Genomic DNA, 22,895 nt, shown 5'->3' on the forward strand with positions numbered 1-22,895 from the left:
GGTCGGTTATGTGTGCGGTTACTTGTAGCGGGCGGTGGGCGGGTCCTGCGAGGGGGAGTCCTTGCCGAGGGTCGGCGCGAGCCACTTGTCGTAGGACTGCCGCCAGCCGTCCTTGCGGTAGTCCGCGAGGAGCCGGTTGACCCGGCGCACCAGGTCGTCCGAGCCGAGCTTCATCGCCACCCCGTAGTACTCGGTGGTGAAGGTGTCGCCCTTGAGCCCGACCGTGGGGTCCTGCGCCGCCTGGCTCGCGGCGAGCGCGCCGTCGGTCACCACCGCGTCCGCCTCGCCGAGCTGGAGCCGCACCAGGCAGTCGAGCTGGTTGGGCACGGTCGTGACGGTCGCGGAGGAGACCAGCCTGCCGCTTTGCCGGTCGGCCTTCAGCCGGTCGTTCGCCGTGGAGCCGGCCGCCGCGCAGATCCGCTTGCCGGCGAGGGACTTGTCATACCCCGTGATCCCGGACGTGTCGGGGGCGAGGACCTGCTGCCCGGTCGTGAAGTAGGGCGCCGAGAACGCCACTTGCTTCAGGCGGTCGCAGGTGATCGTCATGGTCCGCACCACCATGTCGACCGTGCCCTTTCGGAGGGCGGCGACGCGCTCGCTGGTGGGGATGGCCCGGAACTGCACCGCGTTCGGGTCGCCGAGGATCTCCTCGGCTATGGCGTGGACCAGGTCGATGTCGAAGCCCTCCAGGTCGCTGCCGGCCTTCGGGTTGTTCGGGTCGCGGTAGCCCCAGTGGTAGCTGTTCTGGTCGACGCCGACGATCAGCCGCCGGTCCGCGCGCGCCTTGATGGCCTCGATCGTCGGCCCGTCGGCGCCCGAGGGGGTGAGGCTCTGGTCCTGCGGGTCGGCGCACTTCGCCGCCGCGGCCTGGGTGCCCCGGCCGAGGCCCCGGCCGCCGACGCCCGCGCCGCCGTCCCCGCGCGGGTCGCTCAGCGGGAGCAGCAGCGCGAGGACGAGGGCCGCCGCGCAGGCGACGGCCATCGCGCCCACCCCGCCCCAGCCGCGCAGGCTCGCCCTCAGGCGTCGTGCGATCATCGCCGCTCCCCCTCTCACCGGTACTCCGAAAGCCTGCGCCCGATGCCGAACACCGCGCCCGCCGCGGCCAGTACGGCGAGGACCGCCGCGCCGGCCGGGAGTCCGGTCATGGCGTCCAGGCCGTCGCCCGCCGCCCGCTGGAACTGCGCCTGCTCGTGCGCCAGGGCGCGCGTCAGGCTCTTGTCGACACCGTCGAAGCACGCGCCCGTGGGCTTCTTGTCCGCGGAGCCGATGACCTTGTCGAGCGCGTCCTGGTACTTGCCCTGCTCGTCCAGGACGCGGGCGTCCCGGTGCCGGGCCTTCCACTCCTTCATGTTGGCCGTCGCCGTGCGTACGGGCTTCTCGCCCGCCGGGTCGTCGGCGAGGCCGGCCGCCACGGTGAGGCCCTTGGTGAGCGACTTCATCTCCGCGTCGAACTCGCTGTCGTACAGGTCGACGGTCTCGCCGTCGGCGTTCGTCGCGGTCTCCGCGCCGCGGCTGACCAGGGTGAGGTTCTCGTTGCCGCGGGCCTTGAGGGAGGCGATCTGGGCGTCGTGCAGCACGTTCAGCGAGCGGACGCCGTGGTCGTAGGACGCGTCGAGGCCGGACCGGGCGACGGTGTGCCCGACGGTGAGCCACAGCAGGACCACCAGGGAGGCGGCGGTCGCGGCGGCCATCCCCTGGTTCAGCACCCGGTTCGTCCGGCGGTAGTGGCGCCGCTGCGCCCAGGCGAGGGCGCCGAGCGCGGCGAGGCCGAGGGCGATCGCCGCCCACGGGTAGGGCTTCGCGTCGGCGTAGTCGTCGCTCAGCCGCTGGTTCTCGCGGGTGTAGAGCTGCTGGGCCTTCGGCAGCATCTGGTTCTGCATGATGTCGTTCGCGTACCGCAGGTAGGCGCCGCCCAGCGGGTAGCCCTGGCGGTTGTTGGCGCGGGCGCGCTCGATCAGGCCCTTGTACTCGGGCAGCAGTTCGTTCAGCCGGGAGATCGTGGCGGACGAGGGGGAGCCCGGCTTCGAGCTGTTGGCCGCGGTGATCAGCTTGGCCGCCGCGGTCCGGATGTCCTGCTCGTAGCGGTCGCGGGACTCCTTGGTCTCCTCGCCGCCCGCCAGGAAACCGCTGGCGGCGGCCGTGTTGGCGTCGGCCAGCGAGCGGTAGATGTCGGCGGCGCTCGCGCTCAGCGGCTGGCTGCTGTGCAGCACGTTGTCCGCGGCGTCCGAACGCTGGGTCGTCTGCAGGGCGGTGACGGCGCCGAACGCGACGACCAGCAGGGCGAGGACGGCGCCGATGATCCGCAGCCGGCCCGGCTCGGTGGTCGCGCCGGCCCGCAGCCGGTCCACGCCCTCCGCCCACGCGGTACGCCGCGGCGGGGCGGCCGGTGCGGGGGCGCCGGCGGCCGGCGGCGGGCCCTGGGGAGCGGTGCCGGCCTGCCGCGGCACGGCGGGCCCGGCCGGCGGCGGCACGGCGGGCATCGTCGGCGCGCCGCGCCCCGGTGGCGCCGCCCTGCCGTTCGTCGGCTGAGTCACTTGACCTCCCCCATGGTCATCCGTCCGGTCACGCTCGCCGCGGACACGGCCGGCGCGGCCGTACGGCGTAGGTGCACGGCGGCAAGTATCGCCGCCGGGACCGACATCCGCACAGGCCTTGCCTGGATCTTGTTCGGATCACGGCGCAGCACGAAACCCCCGCCGCCGCGCCCCTGTCCATGAACACGTGTTCCGGTCCGGATTGGTTCCCGCCCCGGCGCGGCGGAACACGGACGCGCCCCCCTCGGGCGCCCCCGTGTTCCGCCGGTCCGTCCACCTCCTTGGCGGCAGGCGGTCGGCCCCCTTCTCAGCCCCTTCTCAGCCCCCTTCGTAGAAGGCCCGCACGCGCGCGTGGACGTCGCCTCCGGCGCGCACCCGGTCCAGGCCGAGCAGCGCCGCGCCCAGCACGGGCGGGGCCGTGACCACCCGCGGGACCGCCTTCGGGGCGCGAGCGGCGAGGAGTTCGCCGATCCGGTCGTCGAGCTGCGGATGGCGGGCCGCGAGGATGCCGCCGCCGAGCAGCACCGGCGTCTCCTCCGCGAGCAGGTCGAGGCGGGCCAGCGCGACGGCCGCCATGGCGACCACCTCTTCCGCGAGCCGGTCCACGAGCGCGCGGGCCACCGGGTCGCCGTCCACCGCCGTGGCGAACAGGACCGGGGTCAGCTCGTGCCGGCGCGCGTTGCCGATGCGCTCCAGGTGAAGGGCCTCGATGAGCGCGTACATGGAGTCCAGGCCGAAGTGCGCGGGCAGCGTGCGGGCCAGCGCGGTGGGCCCGCCCCGGCCGTCCTCGGCCCGCGCCGCGTGCCACAGGGCCTCCTCCGCGAGACCCCAGCCGCCGCCCCAGTCACCGGAGATGCGCCCGATGGCGGGGAACCGGGCGGTACGGCCGTCGGGCCGCATGCCGACGCAGTTGATGCCCGCGCCGCACACGACGGCGACCCCGCGCGGCTCGGCTATCCCGGCGCGCAGAATCGCGAACGTGTCGTTGCGCACCGCCACGTCCGCGCCCCAGCCGCGCGCGTCCAGCGCCGCGGCCAACCGCTCCTCCTCCACCGGCAGATCGGCGTTGGCGAGACAGGCCGAGACATGCTCGACCGCGGTGACCCCGGCCTCCGCGAAGGCCCGCCGCACGGCGTCGGCGAGCACGTCGACGGCGGTCTCGACGCCGACCACCGGGGGCCGGAACCCGCCGCCGCGCGCGGTGCCGGCCACCCGGCCGTCCGCGCCGACCACGGCGACGTCCGTCTTGCTGTTGCCCGCGTCGATGGCCAGTACGAGACCGGTCGGGCCGGACCCGGCGGCCGTCCCGGCGCCGGATTCCGTCGAGGTCATGCCCACGCGAGGTGCTCCCGGTTGTGCGCGATCAGTCGGTCGGTCAGGGCGTCGGCCACGGCGTACTGGCCGACCAGGGGGTGGGCGAGCAGGGCCCGGAAGACCCGGTCGCGCCCGCCGCGCAGGGCGGCCTCCAGGGCGAGGTCCTCGTACGCCGTCACGTTCGCCATCAGGCCCGCGTACAGCGGGTCCACGGCCGGCACCGCGAGCGGGGTGGCGCCCTTGGCGCCGATCGCGGCCTGCGTCTCGATCACCGCGTCGTCCGGCAGGAACGGCAGGGTCCCCCGGTTGTACGTGTTCACCACCTGGTAGGGGCTGCCGCCCCCGCCGAGCAGCGACGCGGCGAGGTCGACCGCGGCCTCCGAGTAGAAGGCGCCGCCCCGGCGGGCCAGCAGCTCCGGCTTCTCGTCCAGCGCCGGGTCGCCGTACATCTTCAGCAACTCGCGCTCCATCGCGGCGACTTCGGCGGCCCGCGAGGGCTTGGTGCGCAGCTCGTCCACCACGGCGTCGTGCGCGTAGAAGTAGCGCAGGTAGTACGAGGGGACCACGCCGAGCCGGTCGACCAGGTCGCGCGGCAGCCGCAGGTCGTCGGCGACGGCGTCGCCGTGCTCGGCGAGCAGCTTGGGCAGCACGTTCTCGCCCTCGGGGCCGCCGAGCCGCACCGCGGTCTCCCAGGTGAGGTGGTTGAGGCCCACGTGGTCGAGGTGCACGTCGGCGGGGGAGACGCCCAGCAGGGCGGCGAATTTCCGCTGGAAGCCGATCGCCACGTTGCACAGGCCGACCGCCTTGTGGCCCGCCTGGAGGAGCGCGCGTGTCACGATGCCGACCGGGTTGGTGAAGTCGATGATCCAGGCGTCCGGGTTGGCGCGGCGCACCCGCTCGGCGATGTCCAGCACCACCGGGACGGTCCGCAGCGCCTTGGCGAGCCCGCCCGCGCCGGTCGTCTCCTGTCCGACGCAGCCGCACTCCAGCGGCCAGGTCTCGTCCTGGAGGCGGGCGGCCTGGCCGCCGACGCGCAGTTGCAGCAGCACGGCGTCGGCGCCCTCCACGCCCGCGTCCAGGTCGGAGGTGGTGACGATCCGGCCGGGGTGGCCCTGCTTGGCGAAGATGCGCCGGGCCAGCCCGCCCACCAGCTCCAGGCGGTCGGCCGCGGGGTCGACCAGGACGAGTTCCTGGACCGGCAGGGTGTCCCTCAACCGGGCGAATCCGTCGATGAGTTCGGGGGTGTAGGTCGAACCTCCGCCGACCACGGTGAGTTTCATGGTTAACCCTTCACTCCGGTGAGCGTGACGCCCTCGACGAACGCCTTCTGCGCGAAGAAGAACACGAGGATCACGGGGGCCATGACCAGAACGGTCGCGGCCATGGTGAGATTCCAGTCGGTGTGGTGCGCGCCCTTGAACGACTCCAGGCCGTAGGACAGGGTCCAGGCGCCTTGGTTCTCGGAGGCGTAGATCTGCGGGCCGAAGTAGTCGTTCCAGGCGTAGAAGAACTGGAACAGCGCGACGGCCGCGATACCGGGCTTCGCCATCGGCAGGACGACCCTCAGCAGGGTCCGCAGGTCCCCGCAGCCGTCCACCTTCGCGGCGTCCAGGTACTCGTTGGGGATGGTCATGAGGAACTGGCGCAGCAGGAAGATGGAGAACGCGTCGCCGAACGCCATCGGGATGATCAGCGGCCACAGCGTGCCGGACAGGTCGAGCTGCTTGGCCCAGAACAGGTACATCGGGATGACCACGACCTGGGGCGGCAGCATCATCATCGAGATGACCAGCATCAGGGACAGGTTCCGGCCGCGGAAGCGGAACTTGGCGAGCGCGTAGGCGACCGGGACCGACGAGACGACGGTCAGGACGGTGCCGAAGCCCGCGTACAGCAGGGTGTTCTTCCACCAGGTGAGAAAGCCCGGGGTGTCGAAGACCTTCCTGTAGTTGCCCCATTCCCAGGTGTGCGGGATCAGGTCGCGGCTGAGTGCCTGGCTGTCGCTCATCAGCGAGGTCAGGAACACGAACACGAAGGGCAGCACGAAGAAGAGGGCGGCGGCGACGCCGAGCGAGTGGACCGCGACCCACTCCAGGAGCGCCCTGCGCCGGGCGGCGCGTTCGGCGGGGGAGACGGCCTTGGCCAACTCCGCGGGCTTGTCGAGTACTTGGGTCATCGGTCAGTCACCTGCCTGGATGAGACCGCCCCGGCGCCGCATCAGGAACGCGGTGAACACCATGGACAGGGCGAACAGCACGAGCGCGACCACACAGGCGGAGCCGTAGTCGAAGCGCTGGAAGCCGAGGTTGTAGACGAGCTGGGGCAGGGTGAGCGTCGACTTGTCGGGATAGCCGGGCTCGAACTGCGTACCGGCGCCCTGGATGACGCCCGAGGCGACCTTCCCGGCGATCAGCGGCTGCGTGTAGTACTGCATGGTCTGGATCACGCCGGTGACCACGGCGAACATCACGATGGGCGAGATGTTCGGCAGGGTGACGTACCGGAAGCGCTGCCAGGCGGAGGCGCCGTCCAGCTCGGCGGCCTCGTACTGCTCGGCCGGCACGTCGAGCAGCGCGGCCATGAAGATGACCATCAGGTCGCCGATGCCCCACAGGGCCAGCAGGGTCAGCGCCGGCTTGGACCAGGAGGGGTCGTTGAACCAGCCCGGGGCCGGGATGCCGACCTTTCCCAGCAGGGAGTTGACCGGTCCGGTACCGGGGTTGAGGAGGAAGGCGAAGGCCATGGTGGCCGCCACCGGCGGGGCGAGGTAGGGCAGGTAGAAGAGGGTGCGGAAGACTCCCGTGCCCGTCTTGATCTTCGTGATCAGCAGGCCCACGCCGAGTCCGAACAGGACCCGCAGGGTCACCATCACCAGGACCAGCCACAGTGTGTTGCGCAACGCGGGCCAGAACAGCGGGTAGTTCTCGAAGACGTACGTCCAGTTCCTCGTCCCGGCCCAGGTCGGCGGCTTGAAGCCGTCGTAGTGCATGAAGGAGAAGTAGACGGTCGACAGGAGCGGGTAGGCGAAGAAGACCGCGAACCCGATCAGCCAGGGCGACATGAAGGCGAGGGTCCGAAGCGCCGCCCTGCGGCGCTTCGAGGCCGGCGTGACAGTGCTCATCGTGCGGCTACTTCGCCTGCGCGATGTCCGTGTCGATCTGCTGGGCGGTGGAAGCGAGGCCCGCCTTCAGATCCTTCGTCTTGCCGCTCTCGTAGTCGTAGCCGAACTGCTGGATCGTCACGAGGTAGGTGCCGCCGTTGACGGAGGCCGGCGTCGTCGTGGAGGCCGGGTTCGACGCGATGTCCAGGAACGTCTTGAAGCGCGGGTCGTACTTCAGCTTCGGCGACTTGAGGGCGGCGAGCGTGGACGGCACGTTGTGGATGGCGTTGGCGAAGCCGACCACCGCGTCCGTGTCCGTGGTCATGTACTTGACCAGCTCCCAGGCCGCGTTCTGCTTCTTGCTGGTGGCCGCGATGCCCGTGATCGTGCCGGTGATGTAGCCCTTGCCGTACTGGTCGGCCTGGTCGTCCGGGACGGGCAGCGGGGCGACGCCGATCTCGAAGCCGGGCTTGGTCTCCTCGGCCATGCCGAGCCGCCACTCGCCGTCGAGCTGCATGGCGACCTGGCCGGTGTGGAAGGGGTGCTTGGGGCCCCACTCGTCACCGAGCTTGGAGCGGTAGGTCTCCAGCTTCCTGAAGCCGCCGAGTTCGTCCACCAGCTTCTTCTGGAGGGTGAAACCGGCGGTGAAGGCGGGGTCCTTGGCGATGTTCGACTTGCCGTCGCTGTCGAAGTACGTCGGGGAGAACTGCCCGAAGTAGTGCTCGGTGGTGGACTCCCAGCCGTGGTAGTTCGGCATGAAGCCGAGCTGCGAGTAGGAGTCGCCCTGCGGGACGGTGAGCTTCTTGGCGTCCTTCTCGAACTCCGACCAGGTCTTCGGCGGCGCGGAGATCCCGGCCTTCGCGAAGGCGGTCTTGTTGTAGTAGAGGCCGTACGCGTCACCGAGCAGCGGCGCCGTGCAGCGGTCGCCGTCGAACTGGGTGTACTCGTTCATCGCCTTCGGGAACGTCGTCTCCGGGTCGATGCCCGCCTTCTTGAAGAAGGGGTTGAGGTCGACCAGCGCGCCCGAGGAGCAGAACTTGCCCACGTTGTTCGTGGTGAACGAGGAGATCACGTCGGGCGCCTTGTCACCGCCGGCCCGCAGCGCCTGGTTGATCTTGTCGTCCGTCATGTTGGCGACGACGTTGACGTGGATGTTGGGGTGCGCCTTCTCGAAGCCGGCGACCAGCGACTTCACGGCCTTGACCTCGCCCGGCGCGCTCCAGGCGTGCCAGAAGTTGATCGTCTGCTCCTTGGAGGCGTCGTCGCTCGCGCCCGCGTCGGACTGGCCGGTACACGCGGTGGCGAGGAGGGCTATCGAGGCGGAGGCGGCGAGCGCGACAGCCGCCTTTCGGGACATTCCGGGCATGGCGAGGTCTCCCTGCGAAGGACGGGGCGAAACGGGGATGACGGGCGGGATGGATGACAGGGCTGAGAGGGGTGCGGGGGGTGAGGCGGGCGGGACGGAAGGGGATCTTGCGGGGTGCGGGGTGCGGGGTGCGGGGTGTGAGGGGGCGGCGGGCGGTTCAGCGGGAGGTGTCGAAGACCTCGTCGCGGGTGGCCGCCAGGGCGCTCTCCAGCGCGCCACGCAGGACGGGGTGTTCGCGGACGCCGCCGACCACCAGGCGCGGCCGGGAGGCGGCCAGTTCCTCCAGCTCGGCCTGGACCAGGGCGCGCAGGGGTTCGCCGCCCGCCGTGAGCGACGATCCGCTGAGCACCACCAGCTCGGGGTCGAGCACCGAGACCAGCGAGGCCAGACCGGTGGCGAGACCGGTCGCGTAGGTCTCCAGGAGCCGCCGGTAGGGGTTGTCCCCGACCCCGACCCCGACCCCGCCCCCGTCCCCGTCCCCGACGGCCGCGGCCCGGCCGACGAGGGTGGCCGCGACCTCGGTGTACGGGCCGGTGGGCAGGTCCTTGACGCCGAGTTCGCGGGCCAGCTTGGGGATCGCCTGGGAGCCGGCCAGCTCCTGGTAGCCACCGCTGTTGGCCCGGGTCACCTGGCGCACCAGGGGCGCGCCGGGCACCGGCAGGAAGCCGACCTCACCCGCGCCGCCGGTCCAGCCGCGGTGCAGCCGGCCGCCGAGGACGAGCGCGGCGCCGAGACCGCCCTCGTTCCACAGCAGCACGAAGTCCTCGTGGCCCTGGGCCGCGCCGAGCCGCTGCTCCGCGATGGCGACGAGGTTGACGTCGTTCTCGTACTCGACGGGCATCGGCAGCGCCGCCGCCAGCTCGTCGAGCAGCGTCGGGGCGTGCCAGCCGGGCAGGTGCGAGGCGTACCGCAGCCGGCCGGTGTTGGGGTCGAAGGCGCCGGGGGTGCCGATGACCAGACGGCGCACGTCGTCCCGGGCGAGCCCGGCGGCCTTCACCGCCCCGTCGAGGGCGTCGGTGACCTGGCGTACGACGGGCTGCGCGGGGCGGCGGCCCGGGGTGGGCAGCTCGTACGTGCCGACCGTGCGGCCGGTGATGTCGGCGACGGCGGCGAGGACGCGCTCGGGGGTGACGTCCAGGCCCGCCGCGTGACCGGCGGCCGGGTTGACCGCGTAGAGCTGGGCGTTGGGCCCTGGCCGGCCCTCGCTGGTGCCGGTGGCGAGCACCAGGCCCGCCGCTTCCAGACGGGCGAGGAGCTGGGAGGCGGTGGGCTTGGACAGGCCGGTGAGCTTGCCGATGCGGGTCCGCGAGAGGGGGCCGTGCGCGAGCAGCAGGTCGAGTGCGGCCCGGTCGTTCATGGCGCGCAGGACGCGCGGGGTGCCCGGCGTACCGGCGGGTCCTGCCATGTCTGTCGCCACCTGCCCCTACCGAAAGATCATTGTTAGGAAAGTTTCCTATTGCTGGTGCGAGGAAACTAGGCCGGGGGAGGCGGAGGCGTCAAGAGAAACCACCCCCGAGGCAACCGACTCGTTACCTGCGCGGTGCGGGGCGTGCGGAGGGCCCGCGCGGACCGGGGTGTACGAGCCCGCGCGGACCGGGGTGTACGAGAAGGAGGCGGCACCCGGGATGACCGGGTGCCGCCTCCGCCGTACGGGAGCGCCTGGACCGTACGGAAGTGCCTTGACCGTACGGAAGTGCGTCGACCGTACGGGGGCGCCTGGGCGCGTTACTTGTTCGGGCCCGGTGAGCTGGGCGCCGGGACGATCGGGGCCGCCGCCAGGGACTGCGGGGACGTCGGGTTGGCGTGCGCCGAGGGGGCCGCCACGCCCTCCGAGGGGTCGGCCGGCTCCTCCTCGGCGTCGGCCGCCACACCGCCGACGATCCGGATGTCCGCCTGGTCGAAGGCCCGCTTGATGCGCCAGCGCAGCTCGCGCTCGACGGACAGCGCCTTGCCGGGCATGGTCTTGGCCGAGACGCGGACCACCATGGAGTCCAGGAGCACGCTGTCCAGGCCGAGGATCTCGATCGGGCCCCACAGGCGCTCGTTCCAGGGCTCTTCCTTGCTCATGGCCTCGGCGACCTCGTTCAGCACGGACTGGACCTGGTCCAGGTCCTCCGAGGCGCGCACGGTGACGTCGACGCCGGCCGTGGCCCAGCCCTGGGAGAGGTTGCCGATGCGCTTGACCTCGCCGTTGCGGACGTACCAGATCTCGCCGTTGTCGCCGCGCAGCTTCGTCACGCGCAGGCCCACCTCGATGACCTCGCCGGAGGCGACGCCCGCGTCGATCGTGTCACCGACGCCGTACTGGTCCTCCAGGATCATGAAGACGCCGGAGAGGAAGTCCGTGACCAGGTTCCGGGCGCCGAAACCGATCGCGACACCGGCCACACCCGCCGAGGCGAGCAGCGGGGCGAGGTTGATCTCGAAGGTGCCGAGGATCATCAGCGCGGCCGTGCCCATGATCACGAAGGACGCGACCGAGCGCAGCACCGAGCCGATGGCCTGCGAGCGCTGGCGGCGGCGCTCGGCGTTCACCAGCAGACCGCCGAGGGCGGTGCCGTCGACCGCCTGCACCGTGCGGTTCATCCGGTCGATGAGCTTGGTGATCGCCCGCCGCACGGCGACTCTGAGTATCGCGGCGATCACCACGATGAGCAGTACGCGCAGACCGATCGCGAGCCAGGTCGACCAGTTCTCCTCGACCCAGCTCGCGGCGTTGGTCGCGCTCTCCTGGGCGTCCTGAAGCGTGGGGGCGACCCGACCGGTCGTCGACGGGGACGGCGACGGGGTCGGACCGGCGGCCAGGGCCGATAGGACGGGCAGGGACACAGCAGGTACCTCCAGGCGTAGCGGTCTGCCCACGGCCGGGGACACACGAGGCGCCGTTCGGGCAGAACCACCACACTAACGGGGCATCGTGAGTGGATCGTTGTCCTCCCGGCGGGAGAGACGGTGCTCACCTGGGCAGGCGGGGGATGTGGTCGAAAACACTCCCAGCCCGTTACCGGGACATGGTGGCGCTTCCACCAGGCATGAGGAGAGACTGACTACAGATCGTCCCGGCGCGAGCCACGCGCCGCCGGCGTACAAGGAGGCATCCGTGCCGCACGTCCTGGTTCTCAACGCGTCGTACGAGCCGCTCGGCGTCGTACCGCTCCGCCGCGCGCTCGTCCTCGTCCTGGAGAACAAAGCCGTCTCCCTCGAGGAATCCGGCGCCTTCATGCACAGCGCGACCGTTACTGTCCCCGCACCCAGCGTGGTCCGGCTGAAGAGGTTCGTACGGGTTCCCTACCGTGGGCCCGTCCCGCTGACCAGGCGGGCGCTGTTCGCCCGCGACGGCGGCCGGTGCATGTACTGCGGTGGCGTCGCAACCAGCGTCGACCACGTCATCCCGCGCTCCCGCGGGGGTCAGCACGCCTGGGACAACGTGGTGGCGTCCTGCCGCCGCTGCAACCACACCAAGGCCGACCGCCACCTGGTCGAGATCGGCTGGCGCCTGCGCCACAAACCGGCCCCGCCGACGGGGCTCGCCTGGCGCATCATCGGAACCGGGCACAGGGACCCGCGCTGGTTGCCCTACCTGCAGCCGTACGGCGCGGACGACGCGATGGCCCGGATCGACGGCATTTCCGCCTGACGATCCGGGCTTTTGTGTTGGCACCGCCACATGCGACACCGGCCACACCCCGGCCACCGGCCGCCCCATCCCGGCCGCCGGTGATCGGCCACCGGCCATCGGCCGCCGGAAGGCCCGCTGTGCCTTCCGGCGGCCGGGGCGGTGACGCGTGTCTCGGCGCGTGCGCCTGTCGCCTGCCGCCTGCCGCCTGCCGCCTGTCGCCTGCCGTCGGTCAGAGCCGGCGCAGCTCCGCCGGCCGCATCGAGCGGCGCAGCAGAGGCAGTGACGTGGCCGCCGCGAGCAGACAGAGCGCGTAGACGGCCACGGGGACCAGCAGCGGCAGCACCGGGACCGTTCCGCCGTCCACGAGCAAGCCGTACCAGAGGCCGATCCCGAAGCCCCCGGCGCCGGCGACCGCGACGGCCGGGGCGAGCGGCAGCGCCGTCTCCAGGAGCAGCGCGCGGCCCAGCACCGCCCGTGGCACGCCCGCCGCGACCTGAGCCGCGAGGCCCCGGCGCCGGGTGGCCAGCGACTCGGCGGTCCCCACCGCCAGCCCGGACAGCGCGAGCGCGAGGGCGATCAGGATCGCCGCCCCGGTGAGGTCGACGCCCGTGGTGTAGAAGGCCAGGTCCGCCGCGAGGGTGCGCGGGTCGCGCCCGGCGAGGTCGTCGAGCAGCACCTCCCTCACCCCCACGAAGGCGGTGCCCACGACCGTCACCAGCAGCACGGCCGCGTGGGTGCGGGCACCGGCCCACGGGTCGTCCCGCAGCCGCTCGGCCGCGATCAGCGTCGCCGGGTTGCCGGTCCGCTCGGCGAGCACCCGGCCGATCAGCCGCGCCCCGGCGCCGACCGCCCGGACGGCGCCGAGCCCGGTGAGCACCACCACGGTCACGAGGAATCCCCGGGTCGTCTCGAACCCGCCGAGGCGGCGCGGGACCAGGACGAGACCGATGAGGAACACCGTCACCGCCCCCACCAGCACGGCGGCGCCCGGCGCCCGCCCGGCCGCCGGACGCGTCCGGCGCACCAGGCCCAGCGGCGAGGCCACGACCCGGCGCAGCGCGAACACGCCGACCAGCCCGCCCAGCACGGGCACCGCCACCGCGATCAGCCCCCACGCCACCCACAGGTGGACGGGCGGCTCTGACCACCGGTGCCCCAGATACCGGACGGCGAAGGCGGTGGTGACCGCGGAGCCGGCGAGGCAGGCGAGGCCGGTCTCCAGGGCGGCGATCCGGCGGACCTGGGCGGGCGTGGCCCCGGCGAGGCGCAGCGCGGCCAGCCTGCGGTCGCGGTGCACGGCGCCGACGCGGGCGCACTGCCCGAGGAAGCCCAGCACCGGCATCAGCAGCAGAACCAGGGCCATCACCACGCCCGAACGCTCGCTGGGATCGTCGAGCAGGCCGTGGGCCATCGGCACGCGCTGGTGCCCGCGGATCGCGACGAGCGTGACGGCGGCCAGCGCGAAACCGGTGGCGAGCGCCGCCCCGGCCGCGGTCAGCGTGACCCGCCACCACTCCCGCCGGTCGGAACCGCGGGTGAGGAGCAGCGCGAGCGCGAGGTCCGTTCTCACCGGGCCGCCTCCCCCGCGAGGAGCGCCGCCGAGACCGTCGACGGGGAGCCGTCGCCGGGCACCGCGCCGTCCCGCAGGGCGACCTCCCGGTCCGCGTACGCCGCCACCTGGTCGTCGTGCGTCACCAGCAGGACCGCCGTGCCGGACTCCCGGGCGGTCCGGACCAGCGCGGTCATCACCTGCTCCCCGGCAAGGGAGTCCAGCGCGCCGGTCGGCTCGTCCGCGAACACCACCCGCGGACCGGTCGCCATGGCCCGGGCCAGCGCCACCCGCTGGGCCTCGCCGCCGCTCATCTCGCCGGGCCGCCGCCCCTCCCGGTCCCGGACGCCGAACCGCTCCAGCCACTCGCCCGCCCGCTCGCGCGCCGCCGGGCGGGGCGTGCCCGCGAGCAGCAGCGGCAGCGCCACGTTGTCCGCCGCGGTCAGCTCGGGTATGAGCTGGCCGAACTGGAAGACCACCCCGAACTCGGTCCTGCGCAGTTCGCTGAGCCGCTTCTCGGGCAGCAGGTCGAGGCGCTGGCCGTCGTACTCCACCGTGCCGATGTCCGGCCGGAGGATGCCCGCCAGGCAGTGCAGCAACGTCGACTTGCCGCTGCCGCTGGGCCCGGTCACCGCGACCACCTCGCCCGCGGCCACCTCGATCGAGGCACCGCGCAGCGCCGGGGTCGGACCGTGGGCCTTGACCAGGCCACGGGCTGCCAGAAGGGGGTTGCTCATGCTGCGTCGACCTCCGCGGTCAGGGGGGTGAGCCGGGCCGCGGTGGTGTTCATCCAGCGGAGGTCGGCGTCCAGGTGGTTGAGGGCGTAGTCGGCCGAGAGGACGGTCGCGAGGTCGGCGCCGGGCGCCGTCTTCACGGCGGTGAGTTCGCGCATCCGCTCCATGTGGGCGGCGCGCTGGGCCCGGAGGTAACCGGCCGCGTCCGCCGAGGCGAGGATCGAGACGACGACCTTGGCGAAGATCTCGTTCGTCACGAAGGGCGCGGGCGGGGCGATCTCGCCCGCCCAGCGGGTCAGTTCGCGCGATCCGTCGTCGGTCGACCGGTACAGCGTCCGCTCCGGACCGCCGTCCGAGTCGGTGCCGTCGACCGTGGCGAGTCCGTCGCGGACCAGCCGTTGCAGGGTCGTGTAGACCTGGCCGTAGGCCAACGGGCGCGCCTGCGGGAAGCGTTCGTCGTGCCGTCGCTTGAGGTCGTACCCATGGCTGGGCCCTCCGGCGAGCAGCCCCAACAGGATATGACGGGTGCTCATGGGACTCAGTATGTACTGAGGATATGTACTGAGTGAATAGCTGCCCGGAGATCGCCGGAATTTGACCGGCCGGAGCGATCGCGGCCCCGTCGAAGAAGGGTCGCCGGAAGGGGCGGGGCGCCAGAGGGAGCGGGTGGCCGGAGGGGCGGGTCGCCAGAGGGAGCGGGTCGCGGGAAGGGACGGGTGCCGGGAGGGGGGTGCCGGGAGGGGCGCCCGTGGGTCGGTCGGTGGGGGTGGGTCAGTCCGCGACCGCGTACGCCTCCGCCGACCACAGCGAATACCCGTACCGCGTGGCCCGTTTGACGCCCTGGACGCGTACGTAGCGGGTGTCGCGTTCGTCGAAGCGGATCTCTTCCCGGCCGCCCCGGCTGTCGGTCACCGTGGCCGCCGTGCGCCAGACGCGGCCGTCGGCGGAGACCTGGACCCGGTACGCGGAGGGGTGGGCGTCCTGCCAGTGGAGGGTGAGCAGGCCGACGCGGGCCGGTGCGGCGAGGCGGACCTGCCACCAGGCGCCGTCCTCGACGGGGGAGGACCAACGGGTGCCCGGGTCGCCGTCGTTGGCCGCCGAGGCCGGGAAGTCGGGCGTCTCGTCCCCGGACGAGGAGGCCGTGCCGGTACGCGCCAGGTCGGGGCCCGCCGTGCGCGGGAACGCCCGGACGGTCAGCGTGCGCGTCTGCGAGCCGAAGGACACCGGCACCTCGTACGTGCCGGACGCGGTCCCCGGCGCGACCGTGATCTCCACCGGGGTGTCGACGACCGCGCCGCGCGGGAGCGTCGAGGAGCCGGCGGGCACCTCGGCCCGGATGCCCTTCGGGGCTTTCGCGGTCAGTTCGCCATGGACGGCGGAGGGGCGCAGCGAGGTCAGCCGGGCCGTCACCCGGCGTGTGCCGCCGATCTCCACGTCCGTCGTCGGCCGGGTCAACTCCAGTGCGGCGGCGGGGGAGTCGGCGAACCACGGCACCAGGTGCCGGACCTGTTCGGGTGCGGGCCCGCTGACCCGGAGGGCGTCCGCGCGCACCTCCGGCATGTGGATCTCCGTCGCGCCCCCGGCCGTCAGCGCGCCGAGCCGCCGCCAGCCCTCGCCGGGCACGTGCGCCTCGACGGAACCCGTGGCGCCGGGGTCGGTGAGCACGCTCACGGCGGCCAGGGCGCGGGGGTGGGGGAGGGTGAGGGAGCGCGGGTCGGCGTTCCGGCGCGCGTCGTCGTCCGGCGTACCGCCGTTGTCCCGGGGCGCGCCGTCCCGCGCGCCGCCACTGTCGCCCCCGCCGCCGTCGCCCTTGCCGTCCGCGTCGCCCTCGCCGTCCCGCCGGGGCGCGCCAGTGCCGTCGGGCGTGCCGGTGCCGGTGCCGGTGTCCGTGCGGCCGTCGTCGCCCGGTGCCGCCCCGTCGTCCGGCCCGGTCCCGCCGGGCTCCGTTGCCTCCCCGGACCCGGCGGACGGAGCGTTGTCGAGGCCCGCCCAGCGCTCGTAGGCGGTGCGGGCCCGCGCCAGGAACGGGTCGAGGACGCCCTTGCCGACCGTCACCCCGCTCGCCGCGAGTTCGGCGCGCAGCCGCCCCAGCGTGCGATACGCCGTCCAGGCGGCCGTCGCGTCCCCGCGCTCCTGCGCGGCGGCCAGGTCGACGGCGGTCGTGCCGGCCTCGCCGTAGCGGGCCAACTGCTCGGTCCAGGGCCGTACTTCGGCGGCGACCGGCCGTCCCGCGAGCCGCCCCGGGGTCTCGCGCATCACGGTGAAGGCGGCGCGCAGCCGCTCGGCCGCCGCCTTGTTCGCGGCCCGGTCCGTGGTCGTCCGCGCCCGCCAGAACGCCTCGATGAGCGGACGCAGATAGGCCGACTCCTCGCCGCCCAGCACGGACGAGGCCTCGTTCCCGGCCAGCGCCCGCAGCGCGCCCGCCCGCCGGGCGTCCCCGTCGGCGAGGTCCTCGATCGCGGCGGCCCAGGACTCCTGGGGCCGGTAGTCCCGCGGGTTCCACGCGTAGTCGGCGGCGGTGAACAGCGGGATACGGGAGGCCTCGGCCTGCGGCATCGCGTTCGCCAGCAGCGCGGCCGAGCCGGTCGCGACGGCCGGCTCCCGCCCCTGGTAGGGGCCTAGGAACACCCGGTCCTGCGCGTAGTCGTTGACGGGGTAGTTGTCCATCGTGACGAGCCGGTGATCGCCGAACACCTCGCGGGTGCGGGCCAGTTCACCGCCCGTGATCGTCTTCGGCACCACCCCGACGCCCGTCCAGGCGACCTCGACGCCCTCGGCCAGCGCGCTCGCCAGCCGCCGCCGGTACTCCGTCGAGCCGTCCTCGTAGTACTCCGTCGGCATCAGCGACAGGGCGGCCACGTCCGGGTGGCGCGCGGCGAGATGCCGGGCCACCGCGTTCGCCACCCGGGCCTGCGCCCGCGCCGCCGCGTCGGGTCCGGAGCCGAACGCGCGGGCGTCCGCCCCGCAGTGCCACTCGGTGTAGCTGACGTCCTGGAACTGGAGCTGGAACGCCCGGAAGCCGAGCGCCCACATGGCGTCGAGCTTGCGCGTGAGGGCCTTCACGTCGGCGTCCGAGGAGAAGCACATCGCCTGTCCGGGGGCCACCGTCCAGGTCAGCGTGACGTGGTTGCGGCGGGCCCGCTCCGCCAGGTCCCGGAAGTGCGCGCGCCGCGCCGCCGGGTACGGCTCACGCCAGCGCGCCTGCCGGTAGAGGTCGTCGCCGGGCGCGTAGACGTACCGGTTCTGCTTGGTCCGCCCCATGAAGTCGAGCTGTTCCAGGCGCTGTTCGTCGGTCCACGGGCTGCCGTAGAACCCCTCGGTGATACCGCGCACGCCGGTGCCCGGCCAGTCCCGGACGACGGCTCCGGCGAACGTCCCGTCGGGGCGCAGGAGTTGACGGAGCGTCTGCACGGCGTGGAACAGGCCGTCCTCGCCGACGCCGGCGAGCGCGAGGGTGTCGCGGCCGTCGGCCCGGCCGACGGCCAGCCGGTAGCCGCCGGAGGGGATGTCGGCGCGGGGTGCCGCGCCGAGCGAGGTGAGCGCCCGCTCCAGGGCGCTCGGCCGGGCGCCGGGGAGCGAGGCCGCGCCCCGCGCGTCCCAACGGCCCGCGTGCGCCGCCTCCGTGCCCAGGCGCACGACCAGCGCGCGTTCCGGCAGCGGGTCGCCTTCGCGCGCCGTGCTGATCCTCCGCGCGCCCGCCTCCCGCAGCACCGCGCGCAACACCTCGACGGCGTAGGGGTCGAGCGTGCCGTCGGATGCCTCGGACACATCGGATGCCTCGGGCGCCTCGGGCGCGTTCGACGGGCCGGAGGGGGCGGGCGCGTACGGGGAGGGCAGGGTGACACCGGGGGCGTACGGGGTGTGCGGTGCGCCGGGGGCGTACGGGTCCGCCGTCGCACCGGACGCCGGGGCGCCCGCCGGGCCGGTGACCAGGACCACCTCGTCGGGGACCGCGACCGGGGCGCCGTTCGCGCGCAGCGACTGCGGGCGGGGCCAGACCGAGGGCGCGCCGCCGGTGGACTCGGCGTCGGCGGCGGAACCGTCGTCCGCGGCGACCGCGGGACCCGGACCGTGCGGCGCCGCGACGGCCACGGGAGCCGTCCCCAGAGCGCTCGCGACCACGGCGAACGCGAGTGCAGTCGTCCCCTTCGCCCGCCGGAGCCGCACGCTTCCCCCTCGTAGCTCGCCTCCGGCCGCAGCGCCGGAGTGGCGACGAGCCCACCATCCGGGTGGTGAGGGTGTCAACGAGGGCGGCCGAAGTGTCAGGATTGCCCCAGCCTGGAAGGGGTGCCCCGAGGGACGGGACGGCGGTGGAGTGTGACCAGGAGCACGTTGTCCGCCCGGGTACGTCTGCCGTCGCGCCCGCTGGGTAGGGCTGCGGTGACCGCCCGGGCGGGCCTTTCGCGGCAACGGCACGCCATCACCCGCCGCACACCCGCCACCCGCCGCACCGCCCTCGGACGCCGTACCCGACTCGACTCGACCAAGGAGGCCCCCGTGGCCGCATCGGCTCACCTGCTTCTCTCGGCCCTGTCCAAACGCGACGCGGAGCCGGCCCTGCCCGGCCAGCGCTCCGGACGCGCCGCCGCCGAACCGGCCGGCCCCGATCTGTGCCTGCTCAGCGCGGAAGGCGCTTGCACGGAGCTGCCGCTGACCAGCGAACCCCCGCTGCCCGACGCGGAACCGCTGACCAGCGAGCCGCCGCTGGCCGACGCCGCGCACCTGACGAGCGAGCCCACCTCCACCGGCGCCGCGTCGGGGTTCTAGATGGCATCCAGTGGGCCCGCCGAGCCGCAGCGGACGCCGACGGACCCGGCCCCGCGCACCCCGCTGTCCCGGCTCGCCGAACTGCACGGCGTAGCCCCGTCCTACAGCCCCTCCCCGGACCGCACGGTCGCCGCCCCGGACACCGCGCTCGTCGCGATCCTGGCCGCCCTCGGCGTCGACGCGAGCACCCCGGAAGCCGTCGCCGCCGCCCTCGCCCGCCACGAGACCGAGACGGCGCGGCGCCTGCTGCCGCCGACCGTGGTCCGCTGGGCCGGCCGCGCCCCCGCCTGGCTCGACACCCTCCCCGACGGCACCCGGCTGCGGATCACCACCGAACAGGGCGAGACCCGCGCCTCGGTCGACGACCTGCCGCCCGGCGTCCACGCGCTGCACGCCACCGCCCCCGACGGCCGCACCGCCGACGCCCACCTCGTCGTCGCCCCGGCCCGGCTGCCCGCGCCGCCCGGACGCACGTACGGACTGCTCGTCCAGCTCTACTCCCTGCTCTCCCGCCGCTCCTGGGGCATGGGCGACCTCGGTGACCTCGCCGAGCTGACCGCCTGGGCGGGCCGCGCGCTCGGCGCCGGATTCGTGCAGGTCAACCCGTTGCACGCGGCAGTCCCCGGCGACCCCACCGACCCCTCCCCGTACCGGCCCTCCTCCCGGCGCTTCCCCGACCCCGTGCACCTGCGCGTCGAGGACGTCCCGGAGTACGCGTACGTGGCGGACCGCGACCGGCTCGCCCCGGTCCTGGAGCGCGCCGAGCAGCTCCGCGAGTCCGTGCTGCGCAAGGGCGCGCTGATCGACCGCGACGCCGTCTGGGAACTCAAGCGCGAGGCCCTGGAAGCGGTGCGCGCGGTGCCGCTTGGCCCCGGCCGGCGGGCCGCCTACGCCGACTTCCTCGCCGAGGAGGGCCAGGCCCTGGAGGACCACGCCACCTGGTACGCGCTCGCCGAGGTGCACGGCTCCGACTGGCGGACATGGCCCGCCGGGCTGCGCGACCCCCGCTCGCCGGAGACCGCCCGCGCGCGCGGCGAGCTGATGGACCGCGTCGACTTCCACAGCAGGCTCGCCTGGCTCACCGACGCCCAGCTCGCCGCCGCCCAGCGCTCCGCGCGCGACGCGGGCATGGCCGTCGGACTCGTCCACGACCTCGCCGTCGGCGTCCACCCGGACGGCGCCGACGCCTGGGCGCAGCAGGAGTACTTCGCGGCCGGCATGTCGGTCGGGGCGCCTCCGGACGCGTTCAACGCGCGCGGCCAGGACTGGGGCCTGCCGCCCTGGCGGCCCGACCGGCTGGCCGCCTCCGGCTACGCCCCCTACCGCCGCCTGCTGCGCGCCCTGCTGCGGCACGCGGGCGCCCTGCGCATCGACCACGTCATGGGCCTGTTCCGGCTCTGGTGGGTCCCCCAGGGACAGCCGCCCACGGAGGGCTCCTACGTCCGCTACGACGCCGAGGCCATGCTCGCGATCCTGGTCCTGGAGGCCTCGCGGGCCGGCACCCTGGTGATCGGCGAGGACCTCGGCACGGTCGAACCCGGTGTGCGCGAGACCCTCCAGGAGCGCGGTGTGCTCGGCACGTCCGTGCTGTGGTTCGAGCGGGACTGGGACGGCGACGGGCGCCCGCTGCCGCCGGAGAGCTGGCGCGCCGACTGCCTGGCCACCGCCACCACCCACGACCTGCCGTCCACCGCGGCCCGGCTCACCGGCGACCACGTCGAACTGCGCGCCGGTCTCGGCCTGTTGCTCGGCTCCCTCGACGAGGAGCGGGCCGCCGCCGCGGCGGACACCCGGGAGTGGCTCACTCTGCTGTCCCGGCTCGGACTGCTGCACGGCACGGCCGGCGGGAGCCCCGCGTCGGCCGAGGAGGCCGAGATCCAGGCCGTGCACCGCTTCCTGCTGCGCACCCCGGCCCGGATGATCGGTGTCTGGCTCCCGGACACGGTGGGGGACCGGCGCCCGCAGAACCTCCCCGGCACCTGGGACCAGTACCCCAACTGGCGGCTGCCCATCGCCGACGCGGACGGCCGCCCGGTGACCCTGGAGGACCTCGCCGCCTCACCCCGGCTGCACGCCCTGCTGGACGTCGTACGGGCGGAGGGCGGGCCGGGGGGCGCGGCGGGAGCGGGGCCGGGGCCGGAGTCTGGCGGAGGGACTGCGCCGGGGCCGGGCGAGGGGCCCCCGCCGGAGGTGGGCGGGCGGCCGTGACCTCCGTACGGCACCCCCGGGCGCGCGGGGCGTTCCGGTGTTCGCTACGTTTGCACCGTGGACAAGAAGAACGCTCTGCGCGCCGGTGCCCTGGCCGCCGGTACGACGCTGATGATGCTGCTCATGTCGTCCCCCGCGCTCGCGCTGACCCGCGACGACGGTGACGACCCCGGCGACGGGCTGAGCGTGATCGACACGCTGGGCCTCTACGTCGCGGCGCCGATCGTGCTGTTCTTGGTCATCGCCGGCCTGGTGATGGTCCTGGACAAGTCCCGCAAGCAGCCGAAGCGGGGCTGAGCACCGCTCACCCCTTCGCCGCTCCCCGTTCTCCGTCGAGGGAGTCACCGCACCCATGGTGTGCGGTGACTCCCTCGACGCGTTCGCGCGCCCGGACGGCGGCGGTAGGGGCGGGTGCCGCCCGGACGGCGGCCGTCGGGGCGGGTGCCGCCACCTCCCAACCTTTCAGTTCTGCTGAATGGAATGCTCGAAAAGATTCGATGGACCTGATGGTTCCCGGCTTGCGACGGTGGACGCGCACGTGATCTCCGACCCCACGTGCTCCCCGACCACCGAGAGGCACGGCATATAGATGGCAGTCCTGGACCGGACGCAGACCCCCACCACCGCGCGGCCCCACCCCGGCCCCGCCGTCCGGCCGGAGGGCGCGCGGCCCGGCGGGCCGAAGCGGGCCGGGACCGGACTAGGCCTCGCCGTCGTCGCCACCCTCGTCTGGTCCGGCAGCTTCGTCGCCGTGCGCGCCCTGCACGACAGCGTGCCGCCCGTCCAGCAGGCCTTCTGGCGCTGGGTGATCGCCCTCCTCGCGGTCGCCCCGTTCACCGCCCGCGAGGCCTGGCGGCAACGGGCCCTCGTCCGCCGCCACCTCGGGTACGTACTGCTCGCCGCGCTCCTCGGCGTCACCGTCTACAACACCCTGGTCAACGAGGCCGGCCGGACCACCTCCGCCGGGAACATGGGCATGATCATGGCCGCGTCGCCGGTCCTCATGGCGGTGTGCGAACGCCTCGGCGGGAGCAGGCTCGGCGCACGCCGCGTCACCGGACTGCTCGTCGCCTGCGCCGGTGTCCTGCTCCTGGTGAGCGGCGGGCCGGCCGGGAGCACGGGGTTCGGCGCGGGCGACCTGTGGATGATCGCGGCGGCCGTGTGCTTCGGGTCGTACAGCGCCCTGCTGCGCCGCCGCCCCGCCGAACTCGCCGGTCCCGCCTTCCTGTTCACCACCTTCGCCCTCGGCACCGCGCTGCTGCTGCCCGCCTACGCGGTGAGTCTCGCGGCCGAGGGACCCTTCACCCCGTCCGCCGCCACCCTCGGCCCGCTCCTCTACCTCGGCGTCGCCTCCTCGGCGCTCGCCTTCTTCGCCTGGAACCGGGCCATCGCCCTGATCGGCCCCGCCCGCGCCGGCGCGGTCTATCACCTCCAGCCGGTCTGCGTGGCCGCCCTCTCCTACCTGGTCCTCGGCGAGCGCACCACCTGGACGCAGGCCCTGTGCACGGCCCTCATCCTCGGCGGAGTCGTCCTCGGCGCCGCCCCGGCCGGCCGCCGTGACCTGCCCCGAGCCCGCTGAACGCCGGACGGCCGGCCGGCGGGCGCGGGATAGGTTGCCGCCATGTTGCGTCCTGAAAGCTGGTCCCAGCCTGCGGGTGGAAGTCCCGTCCGGGTAGACACCGGAGTGCCCGGTAGCAGGTCCCG

General features: G+C 73.9%; 18 protein-coding genes. 5 read left to right on the forward strand and 13 right to left on the reverse strand.

The features are described from left to right. Positions 1–18 precede the first annotated feature (18 nt). The 9 genes from AB0912_RS22345 to AB0912_RS22385 form a co-directional block, all read right to left on the reverse strand. Positions 19–1,035, reverse strand: coding sequence for a glutamate ABC transporter substrate-binding protein (locus AB0912_RS22345; protein ID WP_366702383.1), 1,017 nt, complete (start codon positions 1,033–1,035; stop codon positions 19–21). Between the two features lie 14 nt (positions 1,036–1,049). After that, a complete protein-coding gene (locus AB0912_RS22350; protein WP_366702386.1) occupies positions 1,050–2,534 on the reverse strand; it encodes a hypothetical protein in 1,485 nt (494 codons plus the stop codon). 318 nt (positions 2,535–2,852) lie between these two features. Further along, entirely contained in the window at positions 2,853–3,866 is a 1,014-nt protein-coding gene (locus tag AB0912_RS22355) for a BadF/BadG/BcrA/BcrD ATPase family protein (RefSeq protein WP_366702388.1), read from the reverse strand. Further along, the gene (locus AB0912_RS22360) at positions 3,863–5,128 is read right to left on the reverse strand and encodes a 6-phospho-beta-glucosidase (RefSeq protein ID WP_366702390.1); all 1,266 of its coding nucleotides are present in this window, start codon (positions 5,126–5,128) and stop codon (positions 3,863–3,865) included. Before AB0912_RS22360 ends, AB0912_RS22355 begins: the two co-directional genes overlap by 4 nt. A 2-nt stretch (positions 5,129–5,130) precedes the next feature. Continuing rightward, positions 5,131–6,024, reverse strand: a complete 894-nt coding sequence (locus AB0912_RS22365; protein WP_366702392.1) for a carbohydrate ABC transporter permease — start codon at positions 6,022–6,024, stop codon at positions 5,131–5,133. Positions 6,025–6,027: 3 nt separating this feature from the next. Then, on the reverse strand, positions 6,028–6,969 hold the full coding sequence (locus AB0912_RS22370; RefSeq protein ID WP_366702394.1) for a sugar ABC transporter permease: 942 nt from the start codon (positions 6,967–6,969) through the stop codon (positions 6,028–6,030). A gap of 7 nt (positions 6,970–6,976) precedes the next feature. Next, complete coding sequence (locus AB0912_RS22375; protein WP_366702396.1) at positions 6,977–8,314, reverse strand: ABC transporter substrate-binding protein; 1,338 nt, start codon at positions 8,312–8,314, stop codon at positions 6,977–6,979. A gap of 157 nt (positions 8,315–8,471) precedes the next feature. Continuing rightward, the gene (locus AB0912_RS22380; RefSeq protein WP_366702398.1) at positions 8,472–9,719 is read right to left on the reverse strand and encodes an ROK family transcriptional regulator; all 1,248 of its coding nucleotides are present in this window, start codon (positions 9,717–9,719) and stop codon (positions 8,472–8,474) included. A gap of 320 nt (positions 9,720–10,039) precedes the next feature. After that, positions 10,040–11,143, reverse strand: coding sequence for a mechanosensitive ion channel family protein (locus tag AB0912_RS22385; RefSeq protein ID WP_366702400.1), 1,104 nt, complete (start codon positions 11,141–11,143; stop codon positions 10,040–10,042). A gap of 271 nt (positions 11,144–11,414) precedes the next feature. On the opposite strand from AB0912_RS22385, the gene AB0912_RS22390 reads away from it, so the two are divergent. Next, positions 11,415–11,951, forward strand: a complete 537-nt coding sequence (locus AB0912_RS22390; protein WP_358819353.1) for an HNH endonuclease — start codon at positions 11,415–11,417, stop codon at positions 11,949–11,951. Between the two features lie 211 nt (positions 11,952–12,162). Here AB0912_RS22390 and AB0912_RS22395 read toward each other — a convergent pair whose 3' ends face one another. From AB0912_RS22395 to AB0912_RS22410, 4 genes are all read right to left on the reverse strand, one after another. Further along, entirely contained in the window at positions 12,163–13,503 is a 1,341-nt protein-coding gene (locus AB0912_RS22395; protein WP_366702402.1) for an FtsX-like permease family protein, read from the reverse strand. Then, complete coding sequence (locus AB0912_RS22400) at positions 13,500–14,219, reverse strand: ABC transporter ATP-binding protein (protein ID WP_366702404.1); 720 nt, start codon at positions 14,217–14,219, stop codon at positions 13,500–13,502. Before AB0912_RS22400 ends, AB0912_RS22395 begins: the two co-directional genes overlap by 4 nt. Further along, positions 14,216–14,749, reverse strand: coding sequence for a PadR family transcriptional regulator (locus AB0912_RS22405; protein ID WP_366702406.1), 534 nt, complete (start codon positions 14,747–14,749; stop codon positions 14,216–14,218). Before AB0912_RS22405 ends, AB0912_RS22400 begins: the two co-directional genes overlap by 4 nt. A 238-nt stretch (positions 14,750–14,987) precedes the next feature. Further along, on the reverse strand, positions 14,988–18,308 hold the full coding sequence (locus AB0912_RS22410) for a beta-N-acetylglucosaminidase domain-containing protein (protein WP_366702408.1): 3,321 nt from the start codon (positions 18,306–18,308) through the stop codon (positions 14,988–14,990). A 405-nt stretch (positions 18,309–18,713) separates the two neighbouring features. Here AB0912_RS22410 and AB0912_RS22415 point away from each other — a divergent pair, with 405 nt between their 5' ends. The 4 genes from AB0912_RS22415 (at position 18,714) to AB0912_RS22430 (ending at position 22,770) form a co-directional block, all read left to right on the forward strand. After that, the gene (locus AB0912_RS22415) at positions 18,714–18,983 is read left to right on the forward strand and encodes a hypothetical protein (RefSeq protein WP_366702410.1); all 270 of its coding nucleotides are present in this window, start codon (positions 18,714–18,716) and stop codon (positions 18,981–18,983) included. Then, positions 18,984–21,191 carry a 4-alpha-glucanotransferase gene (gene malQ, locus AB0912_RS22420; protein WP_366702412.1) on the forward strand — a complete coding sequence of 736 codons (2,208 nt, stop codon included), beginning with the start codon at positions 18,984–18,986 and terminating at the stop codon, positions 21,189–21,191. It begins immediately after the preceding gene. A 57-nt stretch (positions 21,192–21,248) separates the two neighbouring features. Further along, positions 21,249–21,488: a hypothetical protein gene (locus tag AB0912_RS22425; protein ID WP_366702414.1), complete on the forward strand. Its 240-nt coding sequence runs from the start codon at positions 21,249–21,251 to the stop codon at positions 21,486–21,488. Positions 21,489–21,780: 292 nt separating this feature from the next. After that, complete coding sequence (locus AB0912_RS22430; protein ID WP_366702416.1) at positions 21,781–22,770, forward strand: DMT family transporter; 990 nt, start codon at positions 21,781–21,783, stop codon at positions 22,768–22,770. Positions 22,771–22,895: the final 125 nt, after the last annotated feature.

Origin of the sequence: Streptomyces sp. NPDC007084 (assembly GCF_040703595.1) — a bacterium.
Lineage (GTDB): Bacteria > Actinomycetota > Actinomycetes > Streptomycetales > Streptomycetaceae > Streptomyces.